This window comes from Thalassospira sp. HJ, from assembly GCF_000948415.1.
Classification (GTDB): Bacteria; Pseudomonadota; Alphaproteobacteria; order Rhodospirillales; family Thalassospiraceae; genus Thalassospira.
Genome location: NZ_JYII01000011.1, coordinates 1 through 18,534, shown reverse-complemented (window position 1 = coordinate 18,534; position 18,534 = coordinate 1). Strand labels below are relative to the sequence as shown.

The following is an 18,534-nucleotide window of genomic DNA, read 5'->3' as shown; positions in this document are numbered from 1 at the left end:
TTACGGACGTAAAAGTCCAAGGCCGCATCAACACCTCACGGATCCGGGAGCCTGCGTATACGCAGGCTCCCAAGTGAAAAGAGGCACGAACATCATAGCAAATGTTCGTGCCTCTCAATGTATAAGGGCAGCACATCACGTGCTGCCCTTTTTTGACGAATAACGCCGGTTCGCTTAATCAGGACGGGATGGCGGCGGTTGCCTCGATCTCGACCACCGCTTCATCTTCGACCAGTTCCTTGACGACGACCATGGTCATGGCGGGGAAATGCTTGCCAAGGATGCGCTGATAGGCTTGACCAACTTCGCGCTGATTGGCGAGATATTCCTTCTTGTCGGTGACATACCAGGTCAGGCGCGCAAGATGTTCGGGCTTGCCGCCCGCTGCTTCGAGAACAGCGACAATGTTTTTAAGCGCCTGTTCCATCTGTCCGACGAAATCCTTGGCAACAAAGACTTGGTCTTTGTTCCAGCCAATCTGGCCACCAATGTAAAGTCGTGCACCGTCGGCCAATACGCCGTTGGCATATCCCTTGGGCTGTTTCCATCCGTCCGGCTGAATGATTTTATGCATTGTTTTCTACCACTTGATTGATTTCTTTTTCGATTTTGGCACGCAAATCATCTGGCCATGCCACTGACTTTCCGGCCCCGTGCCTTGTAAAGACCAGGGTAACCGTGGTTTTCAGGCGTTGCTCGGCACCTGATTGTGCGGTAATTTCCAGCTCTAAACTGGAACGCCCGATCCGTGTCGGGATCAGACAGAATTCCAAAATGTCGCCAAGCTTGCTTGGCGCAGTAAAGGCGACACTGAGCGCAGCCGTCGGAACCGCGACCTGCATCGGGCCATGCATGGTCGGGAAACCACACCCGATAACCTGATCAAACCATTCCTCGACCGTGGCATTCACCATCTCGAAATAGCGGGGGTAAAAGACAATCCCCGCCGGATCGCAATGCTGAAACAGAACTTTCTGCTGATAGGTGAATGCCGCCATATCAGACCCCCAAATACCGATCAGCAAGATCGTCGGTCAACTCATTGACCGCCCCGGTCCAGGCCGTGATGCCCTTTTCGACGATCACATAGCGGTCTGCCACGCCCGAGAGTTCCTTGAGCGATTTATCGACCACAAGGATCGTCAGACCGGATTGTTTCAGCTGATTGATCGCCGCCCAGATTTCCTGACGCACAACCGGTGCCAATCCCTCGGTCGCTTCATCAAGGATCAGCAAACGCGGGTTGGTCATCAATGCGCGACCAATGGCAAGCATCTGCTGTTCCCCGCCCGAAAGCGTTGATGCCTTTTGATCGCGCCGTTCGGCAAGACGCGGGAATAGACCAGCAACCCGATCAAAGTCCCATTCACCCGGGCGGGCAGCCGCAATCAGGTTTTCAGTGACACTAAGCTGGGCAAAGCACCGGCGTCCTTCGGGCACCAGACCAAGACCAAGACGGGCAGCCTTGTGCGATGGCATTTTTGCCAGATCCTGCCCGGCAAAGCGGATCGCCCCGTCACGATGTTCCATCATGCGACAGATGGTCTTGATCGTCGTGGTCTTGCCCATGCCGTTGCGGCCCATGAGCGCAACCGCCTCGCCCTCATTCAAGGACAAATCAATGCCAAACAGGGCCTGTGACGCGCCATAAAACGCGGTAACGCCAGAAAGTTCGAGAAGTGCAGTCATATCAGGCATCCTCCCCGAGATAGGCACGTTTGACATCATCATTGCCGCGAATTTCATCCACTGTGCCGGTGGCAATGATCCGGCCATAAACCAGAACCGAAATCCGGTCGGCGAGTGCAAAGACCGCATCCATGTCATGTTCGACCAAAAGGATGGGTGCCTGCCCACGCAAACCATCAAGGAACCCGGTCAGACGTTTGGAGCCTTCGGGCCCCATGCCCGCCATCGGTTCATCCAGCAGGAATGCCTTGGGTTCAAGCGCCAACGCGACCGCCATTTCAAGCTGGCGACGTTCTCCGTGCGAAATGTCGGCGGCACGCATTTGCGCCCGATCCGCCAACCCGACCCGTTCAAGCTGGGCCATGGCGGGATCGACCAGCGACTTGTCACTCAGCACCGGTTTGAAGAACCGAAACACCTTGCCGCTGACCGACTGACGCGCCAGCATCACGTTTTGCAGGACCGAGAATTCCGGCATCAGAGATGACACCTGGAACGTTCGGGCCAGCCCCATGCGTGAGCGTGCAACGGCATCAAACTCGTTGATGTTCTGACCGTTGAAATGGATATCGCCGCTGTCAGATTTGATCTCGCCCGCGATCTGTTTGATCAGGGTGGATTTGCCCGCCCCGTTCGGCCCGATGAGCGCATGAATTTCACCCGGGCGCAGATCAAGCGTGACACTGTCACTGGCCAGAAGTGATCCGAACTGCTTGGTGACATTGGAAAGCGAAAGAATGGCATCAGACATGTTTACGCTCCCCCGCCAGAACACCGACAAGACCACCGCGCGCGAACAGCACGACCAACAGCAACAGAACGCCCAGCGGCAACTGCCAGAATTCCCAAACACCACCCAGAAGATGTTCCAGAATGATGTAAAGGGCTGCACCGGCCAGCGGACCGAACAAACGCCCTACCCCGCCCAGAATGACAAACACCATGATTTCACCTGACATATGCCAGGACAGCATGGTCGGGCTGACAAAGCGGTTGAGATCGGCATAAAGCGCACCGGCAAGGGCCGTGATCATGGCCGACACCACGAAGGCGACCAGACGAATGCGAAATGGCGCAATGCCCACCGCGGTCATACGTTGCGGGTTCTGACGCGCACCCTGAAGCGCAAGGCCAAAGCGCGAGCGGATCAAAACAGCGGAAAACGCCATCGCAATCGCCAGCATCACCGCACAAAGCGCAAAGAAACTGATCGGATCAAGGGTATTGAGCCCCGGGAAGCCGTTACGCACATAGATCGACAACCCGTCTTCGCCGCCATAAGCCGGCCAGGAAATCGCGAAGTAATAGATCATCTGCGCAAAGGCCAGCGTGATCATGATGAAATAGACCCCGCTTGTGCGAAGCGTGATCGCACCAATCACAAGCGCCACCAGTGCCGACACGATCAAGGCGACAATCCAGATAATGATCATCTGGGTCGTGCCTTCGATCAGGAACGGGCTTTCCATGATCGGCTCATAGTTCAGCGCATGGCTGGCAAGAATACCGGCAGCATAACCGCCAATGCCAAAGAACGCCGCATGACCGAACGAGACAAGCCCGCCATAGCCAAGCACAAGGTTAAGCCCGACCCCGGCCATGGCAAAGATCGCGACCTTGGTGGCAAGGGTGATGATAAACGGTTCATCCATGCCAAGCGCGATCAGCGGTACGGCGACCAGCGCGATGGCAAGAATGGAATTGATAAGAAACTCGCGGTTCATGGTCATCAGGCAGCCGTCCCGAACAGACCGCTTGGACGCAGGAACAGAACCAACGCCATCACGATATAAATCAACATGGATGCCAGTGCGGAGCCAATCGCCGTGGCACTTGACGGATCAAGGAAGGTCGCAAACAGGTGCGGCAAAAGAAAACGCCCCATCGTATCGGTAAACCCAACCAGCAAGGAGCCAACCAGCGCCCCCTTGATCGATCCGATCCCGCCAATGACGATGACGACAAAGGCCAGAATAAGAACCGGTTCGCCCATACCAACCTGAACCGACTGGGTCGTACCGACAAAGGCCCCGGCCAGGCCGGCGAGTGCCGCACCAAGGGCAAAGACCACCGTATAGAGACGGTCAATATCAACCCCGAGGGCCGCGATCATTCCACGGTCGGCCTCCCCCGCGCGGATGCGGATGCCAAGGCGGGTTTTGCCAATCAGCAGGAACAGGCCAACAGCCACTGCAAGACCGGCAATAATGATGGCAAGACGGAACAGCGGATATTCAAACGAACCGCCCAGAACCACCGTGCCGGTCAGGAAATCAGGCACGCTGAGGAACAGCGGGAAGGATCCGAAAATCCAGCGAGTGCCTTCGGAAAAAATCAAAATAAGTGCAAAAGTCGCCAGAACCTGATCAAGGTGATCGCGGTTATAAAGACGGCGAATAATCAACATTTCGACCAGCGCACCGGCGATGGCAGCCGCCATCAGACTGGCAACAAGCCCCAGCCAGAAAGAACCGGTCCATGCAGCCACAGCCGCACAGGCAAACGCACCGACCATATAGAGCGAGCCATGGGCAAGGTTAATCAGCCCCATCACACCGAAAACAAGCGTCAGCCCCGATGCCATCAAAAACAGCATCACCCCGGACTGAAGGCCGTTTAACAGCTGCTCCAGAAAAAGAGAGAACATTATTGGAAACTCCGTCACAAGGTGGTCAGGGGCCAGCTACAAAATCGAAACCGGCCCCCGGCCTCTTGTCAGCTCGTGATTACATCGAGCATTCCGACGCATAGGCGTCAGAGTGATCCGTCAGCGCCGTACCGATAATCTTGTTGGTCAGCACGTCACCTTCTTTGACGACTTCACGAACATAGATGTCCTGGATCGGATGCTGGTTCGGGCCAAAGATGAACTTGCCACGGACCGAGTTGAAGTCAGCTGCACGCAGCGCATCACGGAATGCATCTGCATCCGAAACGCTGGCCTTGTCCATCGCCGAAAGCAGCAGGTTCGCGGTGTCAAAGCCGTAAGACGCATAAAGCGACGGCAAACGACCATATTCAGCCTGGAAGGTTTCAACGAACGCCTTGTTGGTGGCGTTGTCGATGTCTTTGGACCAGTTGGAGGTATTCTTGAAGCCAAGCGCATCATCGCCAACAGCACCAAGAATGCCCTGATCCATCGAGAAGGCCGGACCGATCAACGGAATATCAACACCGGACTGGGCGTACTGCTTCATGAACGCAATACCCATGCCGCCCGGCAGGAAGAAGAAGACGCTTTCTGCACCCGATGCACGGATCTGTGCGATTTCGGCAGCATAGTCGGTCTGGCCAAGCTTGGTGTAAACTTCGTCGGTGATGTCACCCATGAAGAAGCGCTTGAAGCCCGAAAGGGAATCTTTGCCTGCCGGATAGTTCGGAGCAAGGATGAAGGCGCTGTTGTAACCGGCACTCGACGCATAGCCACCGGCTGCTTCATGCAGGTTGTCGTTCTGATAGGAAACGCTGAAATAGTTCTGGTTACAGCCCTTGCCAGCAAGCTGCGACGGTGCAGCGTTGACCGACAGATAGAACTTGTCCTGTGCGACTGCAGACGGCACAACTGCCATCGCAAGGTTCGACCAGATGATACCGGTCAGAACATCAACCTTGTCCTGCTGGATCATTTTATCGGCCAGCTGAACCGCGATATCGGGTTTACGCTGATCGTCTTCGATAACGACTTCGAGATCCGGATTATTTGCCTGTTTGACGGCAAGCATGAAGCCGTCACGTGCGTCAATCCCAAGACCTGCACCACCGCCAGAAAGCGTGGTGATCATACCAACCTTGACCGGCTCCGCCTGCGCAGCACCGGCAGCAAGCAAAGCAGCGGCTGCTGCGATGGTTGTCTTAATACCCTTCATTTAAGCCTCCGTGTTTATACAATTTTTCGTTTAGCAACACGTTGATCCCGCGACATTTATGTCTTTGTGCGTCGCGGTTCTTGTGAACCTGATGCCTGCCCCTGATTTTGCAGTATTTGCATCCGGTCCGTCCATCCTCAAAGCGCGGTTCTTACCCGCCAGAGTTCCGGAAACAGTTCTACTTCCAACATTTTCTTCAGATAACTGACGCCTCCCGTGCCGCCAGTCCCACGCTTGAACCCGATCACGCGTTCGACCGTCGTGACATGGTTAAAGCGCCATCGCCGGAAATAGTCTTCGAAATCGACCAGCTTTTCCGCCAATTCATAAAGCGACCAGTATTTTCCTGGATCGCTGTAAATCTTTTGCCAGGCTGCAATGACCGCATCATCGGGCGCATAGGGTGCCGACACGTCGCGGTTCAAAACCTCAACTGGCACCTCGATCCCCTCGGAACTGAGAAGCCGCAAGGCCTCGTCATAAAGGCTCGGCGTTTCCAGTTCGGCCCTCAGCATCGCGGTAATGTCGTCACGATGCGCGTGCGGGCGCAACATGGCATGATTGCGATTGCCCAGCATGAATTCGATCAGGCGATACTGATAGGACTGGAAACCCGAAGACGGCCCAAGCGCATCACGAAACGTCGTGTAATCGCTTGGCGTCATGGTGCGCAGAACATCCCATGCATTATTCAGCTGTTCGAAAATACGTGACACGCGGGCGAGCATCTTGAAAGCCGGGCGGACATCACCACCATGGATCGCCTGACGGGCGGCGGTGATTTCACGAATGGCAAGTTTCATCCAAAGCTCAGACGTCTGATGCTGAATGATGAACAGCATTTCGTCATGGGCATCGGACTGCGGGTGCTGAGCAGTCAGGATCGCATCAAGCGACAGATAATCGCCATAGGACATCTGATCGGAGAAATCCGTGCGCGCACCCTCGGAGCTTGGATCATATGGCGTGGTTGGTTTTGCCATCTCAGGTCACCGCGTTGCGTTTGTGGAATTCCGGCTTATCCCAAGCCTTCGTTTCCATGATTTCAGCAAGGATTTTGACCGCACCGTCGACATCATCGTTATCGATATAAAGCGGGGTAAAGCCAAAGCGGATGACATCCGGTGCACGGAAATCGCCAATCACACCGCGCGCGATCAAGGCCTGCATCACGGCGTAGCCCTGATCGAACTTGAATGATACCTGCGATCCACGTTCGTTTGGATTGCGTGGGCTTGCCAGTTCCAGCATCGGACAGCTTGCCTCAACCCCGGCAATGAACTGTTCGCACAGCTCGATACTGCGTTTGCGGATCTCGGCCATCTCAACACCGTCCCATGCCTTCATGGCTTCTTCCAACACGGTCATCTGAATGACCGGCGGCGTGCCAACACGCATGCGCGACACATCCGGTGCCGGGGTATAATCGGGATCGAGGGCAAAGGGTGCCGCATGACCAAGCCAGCCCGAAAGTGCCGGGCGGGCGACCTTGGCATGATCGGGCCGGACATAGATAAAGGCCGGCGCGCCCGGACCACCGTTCAGATACTTATAGGTGCACCCGACGGCGAAATCGGCATTGCAGCCCGCCAGATCAACAGGCACCGCCCCGGCGGAATGCGCCAGATCCCAGATCACCAACGCACCGGCGGCATGCGCCAGATCGGTGATGCGTTTCATGTCATGCATGCGCCCGGTGCGATAATCGACCTGGGTCAGCATTAACACTGCCAGATCTTCGTTGATCAGGCTTTCGACGTCTTCTGGGTTCGGTGTTTTCAGCACGTGACCACGATCAAGCGACTTGATCAGACCGTCGGCCATATAAAGATCGGTCGGGAAGTTGCCGTTATCTGAAACAACCACCTTGCGATCCGGGCGCATTTCAAGCGCACTTGCCAAGGCCTGATAGACCTTGATCGACAGGGTATCGCCCATCACCACAGTCCCGGGTGCCGCCCCGATCAAACGCGCGACAAGATTGCCGACACGTTCGGGTTGCTCCATCCATTTGGCATCGTTCCAGCCACGGATCAGCATTTCCCCCCATTCCTGTTCGATCATCTCCTTGGCACGGTTTGCAGCCGTTTTCGGCAGCATGCCAAGCGAGTTCCCATCAAGGTAAATGACACCTTCCGGGATATGGAACAGGGATTTGGTGGCGGCAAAGTCGGTCATGCAGACGGTTCCTGTTTCAGTCTGAAGCGCTGGATTTTTCCAGTCGCGGTTTTTGGCAACGCCTCGATAAAGACGACGGAGCGCGGATACTTAAACGGCGCAATCGTCGCTTTTACATGATCCTGAAGCGCTTTGGCCATCTCGGGCGTTGGGTCGAATTCGGCTGCCAGAACGATATGGGCCTGAACAATCGTGCCTCGGTCTTCATCAGGCGCGCCAATAACCGCACATTCCGCCACGGCCGCATGGGCAAGAAGGGCTGCCTCGACCTCTGGCCCGGCGATGTTGTATCCCGAGGAAACGATCATATCGTCATTGCGCGCGGCAAAGTGATAGTAGCCGTCTTCATCGACATAAAACGCATCACCCGTCAGGTTCCAGCCATCACGGACATAAACATGCTGGCGGACATCATCCAGATAGCGACACCCGGTCGGGCCGCGCACCGCAAGCCTGCCGACCGTTCCAACCGGCACTTCGTTCATCTTGTCATCGACAATCTTGGCTTCATATCCGGTGACCGGACGGCCCGTGCAGGCCGGGTGGCTGTCGCCAAAACGGTTGGAGATAAAGATATGAAGCATCTCGGTCGCGCCAATGCCATCAAGCATCGGCTTGCCGGTTTTTTCCATCCAGGCTCCATAGACCGGCGCTGGCAGGGTTTCACCCGCCGAAACAGCTGCGCGGAGCGATGAAAGATCAGCGCCCTCGTCCATCGCAGACAACATCACGCGATAGGCCGTCGGTGCGGTAAAGCAGACCGTCGCCTTATAGGTTTCGATGATTTCGATCATGTTGGGCGGCGATGCCTTTTCAAGCAAAGTCGCCGTCGCCCCGAACCGCAGCGGGAAGATCGCAAGCCCGCCAAGACCAAAGGTAAAGGCCAGCGGCGGTGATCCGACAAAGACGTCATCGGGTGTTACATTGAGCACTTCCTTGGCATAGCCATCGGCGATGATCAGAAGATCCCGGTGGAAATGCATGGTCGCCTTGGGACTGCCCGTCGTGCCAGACGTAAAGCCAAGCAGGGCAACATCATCACGCCCGGTCTTGACCGCATCGAACTTGACCGATTTGGTCAGTGCGATGCGATCCAGTTCCGCATCATGGTTGGCCGTGCCATCAAAACCGATCACCTTTTTAAGGAACGCGCTGTCCTTGGCACATGCCACCAGCTCATCCATCAGACGCGTGTCACACAGGGCAAATTCGATCTCGGCCTTGTCAACGATCTGGCCCAACTCACCAGCGCGCAGCATCGGCATGGTATTGACCACAACCGCACCGGCCTTAGTCGCCGCCAGCCAGCAAGCCACCATCGCCGGATTGTTGGCCGAACGGATCAGGATGCGATTGCCTGGCTTAACGCCGTAATCCTCGACCAACGCATGGGCGATGCGGTTGGTCCAGTCTGCCAGTTCCTTATAGGTACGCTGGCGGCCATTGCCGATCAGGGCTGTGTTATCGCCAAATCCCTGTTCGACCATCTTGTCGGTCAGTTCGACCCCGGCATTCAGATATTCGGGGTAGTCAAACCCATCCAGATTGATATCCGGCCATTCTGCAAACGGGGGCAATTTGTCCCGCGTGAAGCTATCGGTATGTGCGGTTGGTCCGAGCATTGTGAAGTCCCTGATACAGTCATTATTACGCCAGCGTTTGCCGTGCGATGATTATTTTCTGGACGTCGGATGCGCCTTCATAAATGCGAAGGGCGCGAATTTCCCGGTAAAGCGTTTCAACGATGTGCCCGCTGCGCACACCATCGCCGCCATGAATTTGCACCGCCTTATCAATGACGGTTTGTGCATGATCGGTTGAATAAAGTTTGGCCATCGCCGCTTCGCGACTGACGCGCGGTGCCCCGCTATCCTTAAGCCAGGCCGCGCGATACACCAGAAGGGCCGACGCATCGATATCAAGCGCCATGTCGGCCACATGCCCCTGCACCATCTGCAGATCAAAAAGCGGCGCACCAAACAGTTCGCGTTCCTGAACACGCGTGATGGTTTCATCAAGCGCCCGGCGCGCAAAGCCAAGGGCCGCAGCCGCCACGGTGGAGCGGAAAACATCCAGAACCGACATCGCGATCTTAAACCCGTCACCACCATTGCCCATCAGGGCAGAGGCCGGAATGCGGCAATCAGTAAACTTCAAACGCGCCAACGGGTGCGGGGCGATGGTGTGCAGACGTTCGGCGATTTCAAAACCCGGAATGCCAGCCGGCACGACAAAGGCCGACAATCCCTTGGCACCGGGGGCCTCACCCGTGCGGGCAAACAGGCAATAGAAATCGGCAATCCCGCCGTTTGAAATCCAGGTCTTCTCGCCATTCAGGATGAAGTCATCCCCATCACACTTTGCTTCAAGCGCGATATTGGCAACATCCGACCCCGATTGCGGTTCGGTCAGCGCAAAGGCCGCAATCGCCTTGCCGGAACGTACTTTGGGCAACCAGGTATCTTTCTGGTCCTTGGTTCCGAACAAGGAGATTGCGCCACTCCCCAACCCTTGCATCGCAAAGGAAAAATCAGCAAGCCCGTCATAGCGCGCCAGTGTTTCGCGGATCAGGCAAAGCAATCTGACATCAAGCTTTGATCCCGCATCATCCGGATCAATCGCCGCGTGACGCAGCCAGTTGCCACCGGCGAGACGCGCCACAAGATCACGGCAGGCAACATCGACATCTTCATGATTGATGCCCTTGATGTTGGACGCAGCCCAGTCATCAAGCTTTGCCGCCAGTTCACGATGGCGGTCTTCAAAGAATGGCCAATCAAGATAGGTCTTATCTGCCATCAGTCGCCCTCGAACACTGGTTTTTCCTTGGCAACAAATGCCTTGTAGGCGCGATTGAAATCCTCGGTCTGCATGCAGATCGCCTGGGCCTGTGCTTCGGCCTCGATCGCCTGTTCGATCGACATGTTCCATTCCTGGGCCAGCATGGTTTTGGTCATCATGTGACCGAAATTCGGGCCTTTTGAAATGCGCGTTGCCAGTTCGATGGCTTCTGCCTCAAGAACATCTGCTTCGACAAGACGGTTATAAAAGCCCCAACGTTCGCCTTCCTCGGCCGACATGGAGCGGCCGGTATAAAGAAGCTCTGCCGCCCGGCCCTGACCAATGATGCGCGGCAGGATGGCGCACGCCCCCATGTCACAGCCGGCAAGACCAACACGGGTAAAAAGAAACGCCGTTTTCGATGCCGCAGTCGCCAGACGCAAATCAGATGCCATGGCAATGATCGCCCCGGCCCCGACACAAACGCCATCGACCGCTGCAATCACCGGCTTGCCACAGCCAATGATGGCCTTGACCAGATCGCCAGTCATGCGGGTGAATTCCAGAAGGCCTTTCATGTCCTTGTCGATCAGCGGACCGATAATATCATGCACATCCCCGCCAGAGCAGAAATTGCCACCATTCGAACCAAACACGACCGCCTTGACGTCATCGGCATAAACCAGATCGCGGAAGGCATCGCGAAGCTCGGCATAGCTATCAAAAGTCAGCGGGTTCTTGCGATCCGGACGATCAAGGGAAATGACCGCAACGTCGCCTTCCATGCGCCAATTGAAGTGTTTTGGCGTGATGTTTGCCATCTTAGTCATGGTGGGGCGCCTCGTTATGATGGGAAATGTTACGAAGGATTCGGATCAGGGCATCGGCATCGCTTGATGACAAATCATCAAACAGCTCCGAAACCCAGCTTTCATGCACCAGTGCACGTTCGGCGAAATCCTTTTCACCTGCCGGGGTCAGGCGAACAATCGATGCACGGCGATCATTCTCGACCGGCATGCGGACAATCAGGCCTTCTGCCACGAGACGATCAACGATCCCGGTGACATTGCCGTTTGATACCATCAGCGACTTTGAAAGCTCGCTCATGCGCATGCCATCGCGTTCCCGGTAAAGCGCGGCCAAGACGTCAAAGCGCGGCAGGGTGGTATTGAATTCCGTGCGCATCTTTTCACGCAGCTCACCTTCGATCTTGCGCGATACCTTCAGGATCTGCAGCCAAGCGCGCAGACGTGCCTTGGATAGATCAGAGGTTTCATTTCCCGCCTGTTCGGAAAGCCCTTCGGACTTGTTCATGTTCATACTTCTCCTCCCGAAACGGAAATCGACTGTCCCGTTATCGATGCCGCATTCGGGCTGCATAGCCACATGACGGTCTCAGCCACTTCTTCTGGCTGAATGAACCGGTTTTGCGGATTGATTTTGGCAAGGCTTGCGCGCGCGGCTTCATTGCTCATGCCGGTTTTGGCAACGATGTTTTCCACCGACTTTGCCAGCATCGGCGTTTCCATGAAGCCCGGGCAAACCGCATTGATCGTGATCGGGCTGTTGGCAAGCTCTGCTGCCATGCCCTTGACCATGCCGACCACGCCGTGCTTTGCCGCACAGTAAGCTGTGACATAGGCATAGCCCTTAAGCCCTGCGGTCGAGGCGATTGAAATCAACCGCCCCGGCTTGGCCTTGTCCATGACAGCCAGGCCTTCGCGAAACGTCAAAAACGTCCCGGTCAGATTGACATCCATTGTCCGCTGCCAAAGATCAACCGACGTTTTGCCAAGGGGCGCACTTTCGGCCATCCCGGCATTGGCAATCACCAGATCAGGTGTACCGACCACATCGACCATGGTGGTGAACATGTCGCGCACCGACGTTTCATCGGTGACATCCGCCACAATTGCGGTGATGTTTTCATGTTCGGCAACCTCGGCCAGCACATCTGATCGCCGTCCGGAAACAACAACCTTCACACCAGCATCGGCCAGCATCCGGGCCATCACGGCCCCGACACCGGAACCGCCGCCGGTGATCAATGCGTTATGAACGGCAAGATCGGTCATCGGTGCTTATACCTTTCCTGTCATGGTTTCTGCCCGCTCGGCCAGACGGCACATCTGATCGCGCCCGGCATAGTATGGCGCCGGCCAGTTTTCGGTGCGATTGCCAAGGGCAGCCCCTTGATGCAGCGTCCAATACGGATTGGCCAGATGCGGGCGCGCCAGACAAACAAGGTCAGCACGACCGGCCATCAGTATCGAATTCACGTGATCGGCCTCATAGATATTGCCAACCGCCATGGTCGGAATACCGGCCTCGTTGCGAATACGGTCGGAAAATGGTGTTTGGAACATGCGGCCATAAACCGGCTTGGCATCCGTCGTCGTTTGGCCGGCCGAAACGTCACAGATATCGACGTCATTGGCTTTCAGCATCTTGGCGATCTCGACCGCCTCTTCCGGCGTAACGCCACTATCGCCGACCCAGTCAGTGGCCGAGATACGCACCGACATCGGTTTGGATTTTGGCCAGGCCGCACGGACCGCATTGATGACTTCCAACGGATAACGCATCCGGTTTTCAAGCGATCCACCATATTCATCATCGCGGGTATTGCTGACCGGACTGATGAAGGATGACAGAAGATACCCGTGCGCGGCATGAACCTCGATCATGTCAAAGCCTGCACGCTCGGCCATTTCGGCGGATGCGACAAACTGATCACGGACCATATCCATGTCTTCGCGGGTCATGGCCTTGGGCACTGCATTGCGATCCGACCATGCGATGGCCGATGCCGACATCAGCGGCCAGTTACCATCCTTAAGCGGCGCATCCATTTCCTCCCACCCCAGTTGGGTGGAACCCTTGCGCCCGGAATGGCCGATCTGCATGCAAAGTTTGGCATCGGTTTCGGCATGAACGAAATCGGTAATCCGTTTCCAGGCTTGCTCATGACTTGCTTCATAAGCGCCCGGGCAACCCGGCGTGATCCGCCCTTCTGGCGAGACACAGGTCATCTCGGTACAAACCAGCCCGGCGCCACCTTTGGCACGCTCGGCATAATGCACCAGATGCCAGTCCGTCGGGCAACCATCGACCGCCTTGTACTGCGCCATCGGCGAGACAACGATGCGGTTTTTAAGCGACATATCGCGCAACTGATAAGGCACGAACATCGGATGACGAACCGGCTCGGACGCAGGCAAACCTGCCTGAGTCTGGAACCATTTTTCTGCACCTTCAAGCCATTTGGCATCGCGCAAACGCAGGTTTTCGTGGCTGATGCGCTGTGATCTGGTCAGAAGCGAATAGGTAAACTGGGTCGGATCAAAATCGAAATACCGTTCGATTTCTTCAAACCACTCCATCGAGTTGCGCGCAGCAGACTGCAGGCGCAGGACCTCAAGACGGCGTTCGTCTTCGTATTTGTCAAAGGCCGACTTCATGTCGGGCTCTGAATGCAGGTAATTGGCCAGTGCAATTGCACTTTCAAGTGCAAGCTTGCTACCCGATCCGATGGAAAAATGCGCAGTTGCCGCGGCATCGCCCATCAGAACGATGTTTTCATGCGACCAGGTCTTGCACAGAACGCGTGGGAAGCTGAGCCAGGCTGATCCGCGAATGTGGTGCGCGTTGCTCATCAACGGATGGCCGCCAAGATGATCCTTGAAGATCGCCTCGCAGGTCGCAACCGACTCTTCCTTGCTCATCTCGCCGAAACCATAGGCATCCCAGGTTTCCTGCGTGCATTCGACAATGAAGGTCGCGGTTTCGTCATCAAACTGATAGGCGTGCGCCCAGACCCAGCCCTTATCGGTTTCTTCAAAGATAAAGGTAAAGGCGTCATCAAATTTCTGATGCGTGCCCAGCCAGACAAATTTGCATTTACGGGTGTCGATATCAGGCTGGAAGTGGTCTGCAAATTCGGTGCGGGTTTTGGAATTCAGACCATCACTGGCAACGACCAGATCAAATTCCTTGGCGTAGTGAGCGGCACTTTCTGCTTCGGTTTCAAAGCGAAGCTCGACACCAAGCTCACGTGCACGTTCCTGAAGCAGGATCAGAAGCATTTTACGGCCAATGCCGCAGAAGCCATGGCCGGTGGAGATCGTCTTTTCGCCGCGATACTGAACCGCGACGTCATCCCAATAGGAAAAGTTGGCGCGAATGGCCTCGGCACTTTTGCCATCATTCTCGGCCAGATTGTCCAGCGTCTCGTCCGACAGCACCACGCCCCAGCCAAATGTGTCATCAGGCTTGTTGCGTTCAATCACAACAACCTCATGCGCGGGATCGCGCAATTTCATCGAGATTGCAAAATAAAGTCCCGCAGGACCGCCACCCAGACAAGCTACTCTCACCAGCTTTTCCCTTCCTGATTTGTTTGGTTGTTTCGGGAAACTGATAAAACGGTACGCTTCGATTTCATTTATTTCAAGCACAAATATTTTAGGTTTGAAATATTTTCAGATTTGCCTAGAATTTCTCCCATAACCACAATGCGCCCACCACCATAACCTGGCGCAGCCACACAGAATTTCAGGGAACCGACCATGATTACCGACTGGGATGATGCTTATGCCAATGGCGATTACATTGCCGATGCCGCAACCTACCCGGAACTTTGGGCGACCCAATCGGCAACTTTTCGCGATGCTTTAACGAATGATAATCGCGCCCGGCTAGACATTGCCTATGGCGACGCGCCGCGCGAAAAATATGACCTGTTCTTGCCAACCGGCACGCCCATGGGCCTCGTCGTGTTCGTGCATGGCGGCTATTGGAAGGCGTTTGATAAATCAAGCTGGTCGCATCTCGCCAATGGTGCGGTTGCCAAAGGCTGGGCCGTTTGCATGCCAAGCTATACGCTGGCCCCCAATGCGCGACTGTCTAAGATCACTGCACAAATCGGGGCAGCCATCACGCACGTAGCCGATCAGATTGCCGGCCCCATCCACATCACCGGTCACTCCGCCGGCGGCCATCTTGTCAGTCGCATAGTGTCTGACACGTCCCCACTCAGCCCTCAGGTTCAGGCGCGAATTGAGAATACCGTCTCGATCAGCGGCCTGCATGATCTGCGCCCGCTTCTCAAGACCACGATGAATGATGTCCTGAAACTTGATGAGGACGAGGCTGCTCGCGAAAGCGCAGCCCTTCTAAAGCCTGCTTTGCCGTGCTCGATCACCTGTTGGGTCGGGGCGGACGAACGCCCGGAATTCGTGCGCCAGAATGACTTGCTTGCCAATATATGGACCGGCCTTGGTGCCAGCACGCGCTCTGTGCATGCCCCCGACAAACATCATTTCAATGTGATTGCCGATCTCGCAGATCCGGACTCTGATCTTGTCGCCTGCCTGCTCACCCCGATCCGTGCGGAGGACGCATAATATGTCGACCGTCACCCTCACATTCGAAAACGCCATTGCGTTTATTACGATCAACAACCCGCCGATCAACGCCACCAGCCATTCGGTGCGTAGCGGCCTCGTCGAGGCGCTTGATCAGATCGATGCCAATGGCGACATCCAGGCTGCGATCCTGATCTGCGAGGGTAAAACCTTCATCGCCGGTGCCGATGTCAGCGAATTCGGCCAACCGCCGAAAGCCCCGCTCCTGCCTGACGTGATCATGCGTCTTGAGGCCACCACCAAACCGATCATTGCCGCCATTCATGGCCACGCTCTTGGCGGCGGCTTGGAAGTCGCCCTTGGCTGTCATTACCGCATTGCTGACAGCAAAGCCAAACTCGGCCTGCCGGAAGTCAATCTCGGCCTGATCCCGGGTGCGGGTGGCACGATCCGCCTGCCGCGTCTGATCCCGATCACAGAGGCCGTTGCCATGATCACCGGCGGCAAGCCCGTCACGGCCAACAAGGCCAACGAAATCGGCCTGCTTGATGCCATCACCCACGGCGCGCTCCGCGATGCCGCCCGCGACTTTGCCCAAACCATTCTCGATCGCGAAACCCCAAAGCCCCTTCTGCTGCGCGATCCCGTCACCCCGCCGAGTGCTGCCGACTGGGATGACATTACCGCAGCCACGAAAAAGAAAGCGCGCGGTCAAACAGCACCACTTGCCGCCATTTCGGCCATTCGTACCGGGATTGAGCAAGGTGCGGATACCGGGCTCGCCTATGAGCGTGAAAGATTCGTTGAACTGCGCGACAGCGATCAGTCAAAGGCGCTCCGCCATATCTTCTTCGCCGAACGCTCTGTTGCCAAACTGCCCGAACTCAAGGGCATCGAGCCCAACCCGCTCAAGCAGATCGGTGTCATTGGCGGCGGCATCATGGGAGCTGGCATTGCAACAGCGTCCCTACTTGCCAGTTACAACGTCACCATCATCGAACGCGACGAAGATGCCTGTGCCAACGGTCGCTCCACCGTGGAAAAGCACCTGTCGGGCAGCCTCAAGCACGGCTTGATCAATCAGCACCGCGTTGATGCGCTCATGGCAGCACTATCCACCAGCACCGACTATGCCGCCTTGGCCAATGCTGATCTGGTGATCGAGGCCGTGTTTGAAGACATGGCCGTCAAACATGACGTGTTTGGCAAACTTGCAAAACATTGCAAACCCGATGTTGTCCTGGCCTCCAACACGTCCTATCTCGATATCAACGAAATCGCCGCGAACTGCGTAAACCCAAACCGAGTCATCGGTCTGCATTTCTTCTCGCCAGCCCATATCATGAAGTTGCTTGAAGTGGTACGAACCGACAAGGCCGATGCCAAAAGTCTCGCAACCGCGTTTTCGTTCGCGAACGCCCTTGGCAAGATAGCGGTCCCATGTGGTGTCTGTGATGGCTTTGTCGGCAACCGGATCATGTCCGCCTATCGCAAACATTGCGAATACATGCTCGAAGATGGCGCACTGCCCCATCAGATAGATGCCGCCATGGTCGAGTTCGGTTTCCCGATGGGTCTATTTGCCATGCAGGATATGGCGGGTCTTGAAATTTCTTGGGCTACCCGCAAACGCTTGGCCCCCTTCCGCGATCCGGCCGAACGCTATGTCGCCTTGGGTGATTACCTCTGTGAAATGGGCCGCTTTGGCAAAAAGAACGGTCTTGGCTGGTATCGCTATGATGAAAATGGCAAAGCCCGACCAGACCCGGACATCGACGCACTGGTGATTGCCGAATCAGAAAAGAAAGGCATCACACGCCGCGACTTCACCAACACCGAAATTATGGATGTGATCCTTGGTGCAATGCGCAGCGAAGGCGACAAGATCCTAGCTGAGGATATTGCCAATAACGCAGATGCCATCGATGTGGTGATGATCAATGGTTATGGATTCCCAAGACATAAGGGTGGGCCGATGTTTATGACTGCGAAAGAGGATTAGTCGAGAATTGCGGGGGCAGGATTAGCGCTCACTGCGTTCGCTCAGCTTCGGCCTCTGGCCTTCGCAAAGAACCTGCAAACAGGCTATGGCCTGTTTGCGATCTTCCAATCCGCATGCACCCGGCAAACGAACATTAAAAAAGCCCGCCACAAGGGCGAGCCTTTGACGTTTTGGTTGCGGGGGCAGGATTAGTCTCCGCCCTTTGGGCTCCGCCAGCTCCGGCCTATGGCCTTCGCAAAGAACCTGCAAACAGGCTATGGCCTGTTTGCGATGTTCCAATCCGCATGCACTCGGCAAACCAACATTAAAAAAGCCCGCCACAAGGGCGAGCTTATTTAATGTTGGTTGCGGGGGCAGGATTTGAACCTGCGACCTTCAGGTTATGAGCCTGACGAGCTACCGGGCTGCTCCACCCCGCGTCAGTGGGTGTTTCTGTTTAGGCGCTTGGCCTTTTAAACAGATAACGCCGCTCATGTTTGAAGCGGCGTTTGATGTTTGGTGTGTGTATAGGGAATATGATGTGCTGTATTTGGAAGGCCCGGCGGTGACCTACTCTCCCGTGCCTTAAGACAAAGTACCATCGGCGCAGGCTGGTTTCACTTCTGAGTTCGGGAAGGGATCAGGTGGTTCCCGGCCGCTATGGCCACCG

At 55.9% G+C, this 18,534-nt stretch carries 17 protein-coding genes, 1 tRNA gene and 1 rRNA gene; 2 read left to right on the top strand and 17 right to left on the bottom strand.

What is annotated here, in order from left to right:
* Positions 1–178: 178 nt before the first annotated feature.
* The 15 genes from UF64_RS08805 to UF64_RS08735 form a co-directional block, all read right to left on the bottom strand.
* Entirely contained in the window at positions 179–574 is a 396-nt protein-coding gene (locus tag UF64_RS08805) for a RidA family protein (protein WP_044828272.1), read from the bottom strand.
* Positions 567–998 (bottom strand): thioesterase family protein, encoded by a 432-nt coding sequence (locus UF64_RS08800; RefSeq protein WP_044828271.1) that lies wholly within the window; start codon positions 996–998, stop codon positions 567–569. The genes UF64_RS08805 and UF64_RS08800 overlap by 8 nt, the downstream gene beginning before the upstream one ends.
* A gap of 1 nt (position 999) precedes the next feature.
* Complete coding sequence (locus tag UF64_RS08795; RefSeq protein WP_044828270.1) at positions 1,000–1,689, bottom strand: ABC transporter ATP-binding protein; 690 nt, start codon at positions 1,687–1,689, stop codon at positions 1,000–1,002.
* Position 1,690: 1 nt separating this feature from the next.
* On the bottom strand, positions 1,691–2,440 hold the full coding sequence (locus UF64_RS08790) for an ABC transporter ATP-binding protein (protein WP_044828269.1): 750 nt from the start codon (positions 2,438–2,440) through the stop codon (positions 1,691–1,693).
* Positions 2,433–3,419: a branched-chain amino acid ABC transporter permease gene (locus tag UF64_RS08785; RefSeq protein ID WP_044828268.1), complete on the bottom strand. Its 987-nt coding sequence runs from the start codon at positions 3,417–3,419 to the stop codon at positions 2,433–2,435. The genes UF64_RS08790 and UF64_RS08785 overlap by 8 nt, the downstream gene beginning before the upstream one ends.
* Positions 3,419–4,336 (bottom strand): branched-chain amino acid ABC transporter permease, encoded by a 918-nt coding sequence (locus tag UF64_RS08780; RefSeq protein WP_044828267.1) that lies wholly within the window; start codon positions 4,334–4,336, stop codon positions 3,419–3,421. The genes UF64_RS08785 and UF64_RS08780 overlap by 1 nt, the downstream gene beginning before the upstream one ends.
* 79 nt (positions 4,337–4,415) lie before the next feature.
* Positions 4,416–5,555, bottom strand: a complete 1,140-nt coding sequence (locus UF64_RS08775) for an ABC transporter substrate-binding protein (RefSeq protein WP_044828266.1) — start codon at positions 5,553–5,555, stop codon at positions 4,416–4,418.
* Between the two features lie 137 nt (positions 5,556–5,692).
* On the bottom strand, positions 5,693–6,538 hold the full coding sequence (gene kynA, locus UF64_RS08770) for a tryptophan 2,3-dioxygenase (RefSeq protein ID WP_044828265.1): 846 nt from the start codon (positions 6,536–6,538) through the stop codon (positions 5,693–5,695).
* A gap of 1 nt (position 6,539) precedes the next feature.
* On the bottom strand, positions 6,540–7,733 hold the full coding sequence (gene kynU / locus UF64_RS08765) for a kynureninase (protein ID WP_044828264.1): 1,194 nt from the start codon (positions 7,731–7,733) through the stop codon (positions 6,540–6,542).
* Positions 7,730–9,355, bottom strand: coding sequence for an AMP-binding protein (locus UF64_RS08760; protein ID WP_044828263.1), 1,626 nt, complete (start codon positions 9,353–9,355; stop codon positions 7,730–7,732). Before UF64_RS08760 ends, kynU begins: the two co-directional genes overlap by 4 nt.
* Before the next feature lie 25 nt (positions 9,356–9,380).
* A complete protein-coding gene (locus UF64_RS08755; protein WP_044828262.1) occupies positions 9,381–10,532 on the bottom strand; it encodes an acyl-CoA dehydrogenase family protein in 1,152 nt (383 codons plus the stop codon).
* The gene (locus tag UF64_RS08750) at positions 10,532–11,344 is read right to left on the bottom strand and encodes an enoyl-CoA hydratase family protein (protein WP_044828261.1); all 813 of its coding nucleotides are present in this window, start codon (positions 11,342–11,344) and stop codon (positions 10,532–10,534) included. The genes UF64_RS08755 and UF64_RS08750 overlap by 1 nt, the downstream gene beginning before the upstream one ends.
* Positions 11,337–11,831, bottom strand: a complete 495-nt coding sequence (locus UF64_RS08745; protein WP_235285009.1) for a MarR family winged helix-turn-helix transcriptional regulator — start codon at positions 11,829–11,831, stop codon at positions 11,337–11,339. The genes UF64_RS08750 and UF64_RS08745 overlap by 8 nt, the downstream gene beginning before the upstream one ends.
* A gap of 2 nt (positions 11,832–11,833) precedes the next feature.
* Positions 11,834–12,592 (bottom strand): SDR family NAD(P)-dependent oxidoreductase, encoded by a 759-nt coding sequence (locus UF64_RS08740; protein WP_044828259.1) that lies wholly within the window; start codon positions 12,590–12,592, stop codon positions 11,834–11,836.
* 6 nt (positions 12,593–12,598) lie between these two features.
* Entirely contained in the window at positions 12,599–14,893 is a 2,295-nt protein-coding gene (locus tag UF64_RS08735; protein WP_044828273.1) for a bifunctional salicylyl-CoA 5-hydroxylase/oxidoreductase, read from the bottom strand.
* Between the two features lie 192 nt (positions 14,894–15,085).
* Between UF64_RS08735 and UF64_RS08730 the strand changes: the two genes are divergently transcribed.
* Both UF64_RS08730 and UF64_RS08725 read left to right on the top strand, forming a co-directional pair.
* Positions 15,086–15,922, top strand: coding sequence for an alpha/beta hydrolase (locus UF64_RS08730; protein WP_044828258.1), 837 nt, complete (start codon positions 15,086–15,088; stop codon positions 15,920–15,922).
* Position 15,923: 1 nt separating this feature from the next.
* Positions 15,924–17,885, top strand: coding sequence for a 3-hydroxyacyl-CoA dehydrogenase NAD-binding domain-containing protein (locus tag UF64_RS08725; RefSeq protein WP_044828257.1), 1,962 nt, complete (start codon positions 15,924–15,926; stop codon positions 17,883–17,885).
* Positions 17,886–18,227: 342 nt separating this feature from the next.
* Here UF64_RS08725 and UF64_RS08720 read toward each other — a convergent pair.
* Together UF64_RS08720 and rrf are read right to left on the bottom strand one after the other, a co-directional pair.
* A tRNA-Met gene (locus UF64_RS08720) sits at positions 18,228–18,304 on the bottom strand.
* A gap of 117 nt (positions 18,305–18,421) precedes the next feature.
* A 5S ribosomal RNA gene (gene rrf, locus UF64_RS08715) occupies positions 18,422–18,534 on the bottom strand; the annotation flags it as partial.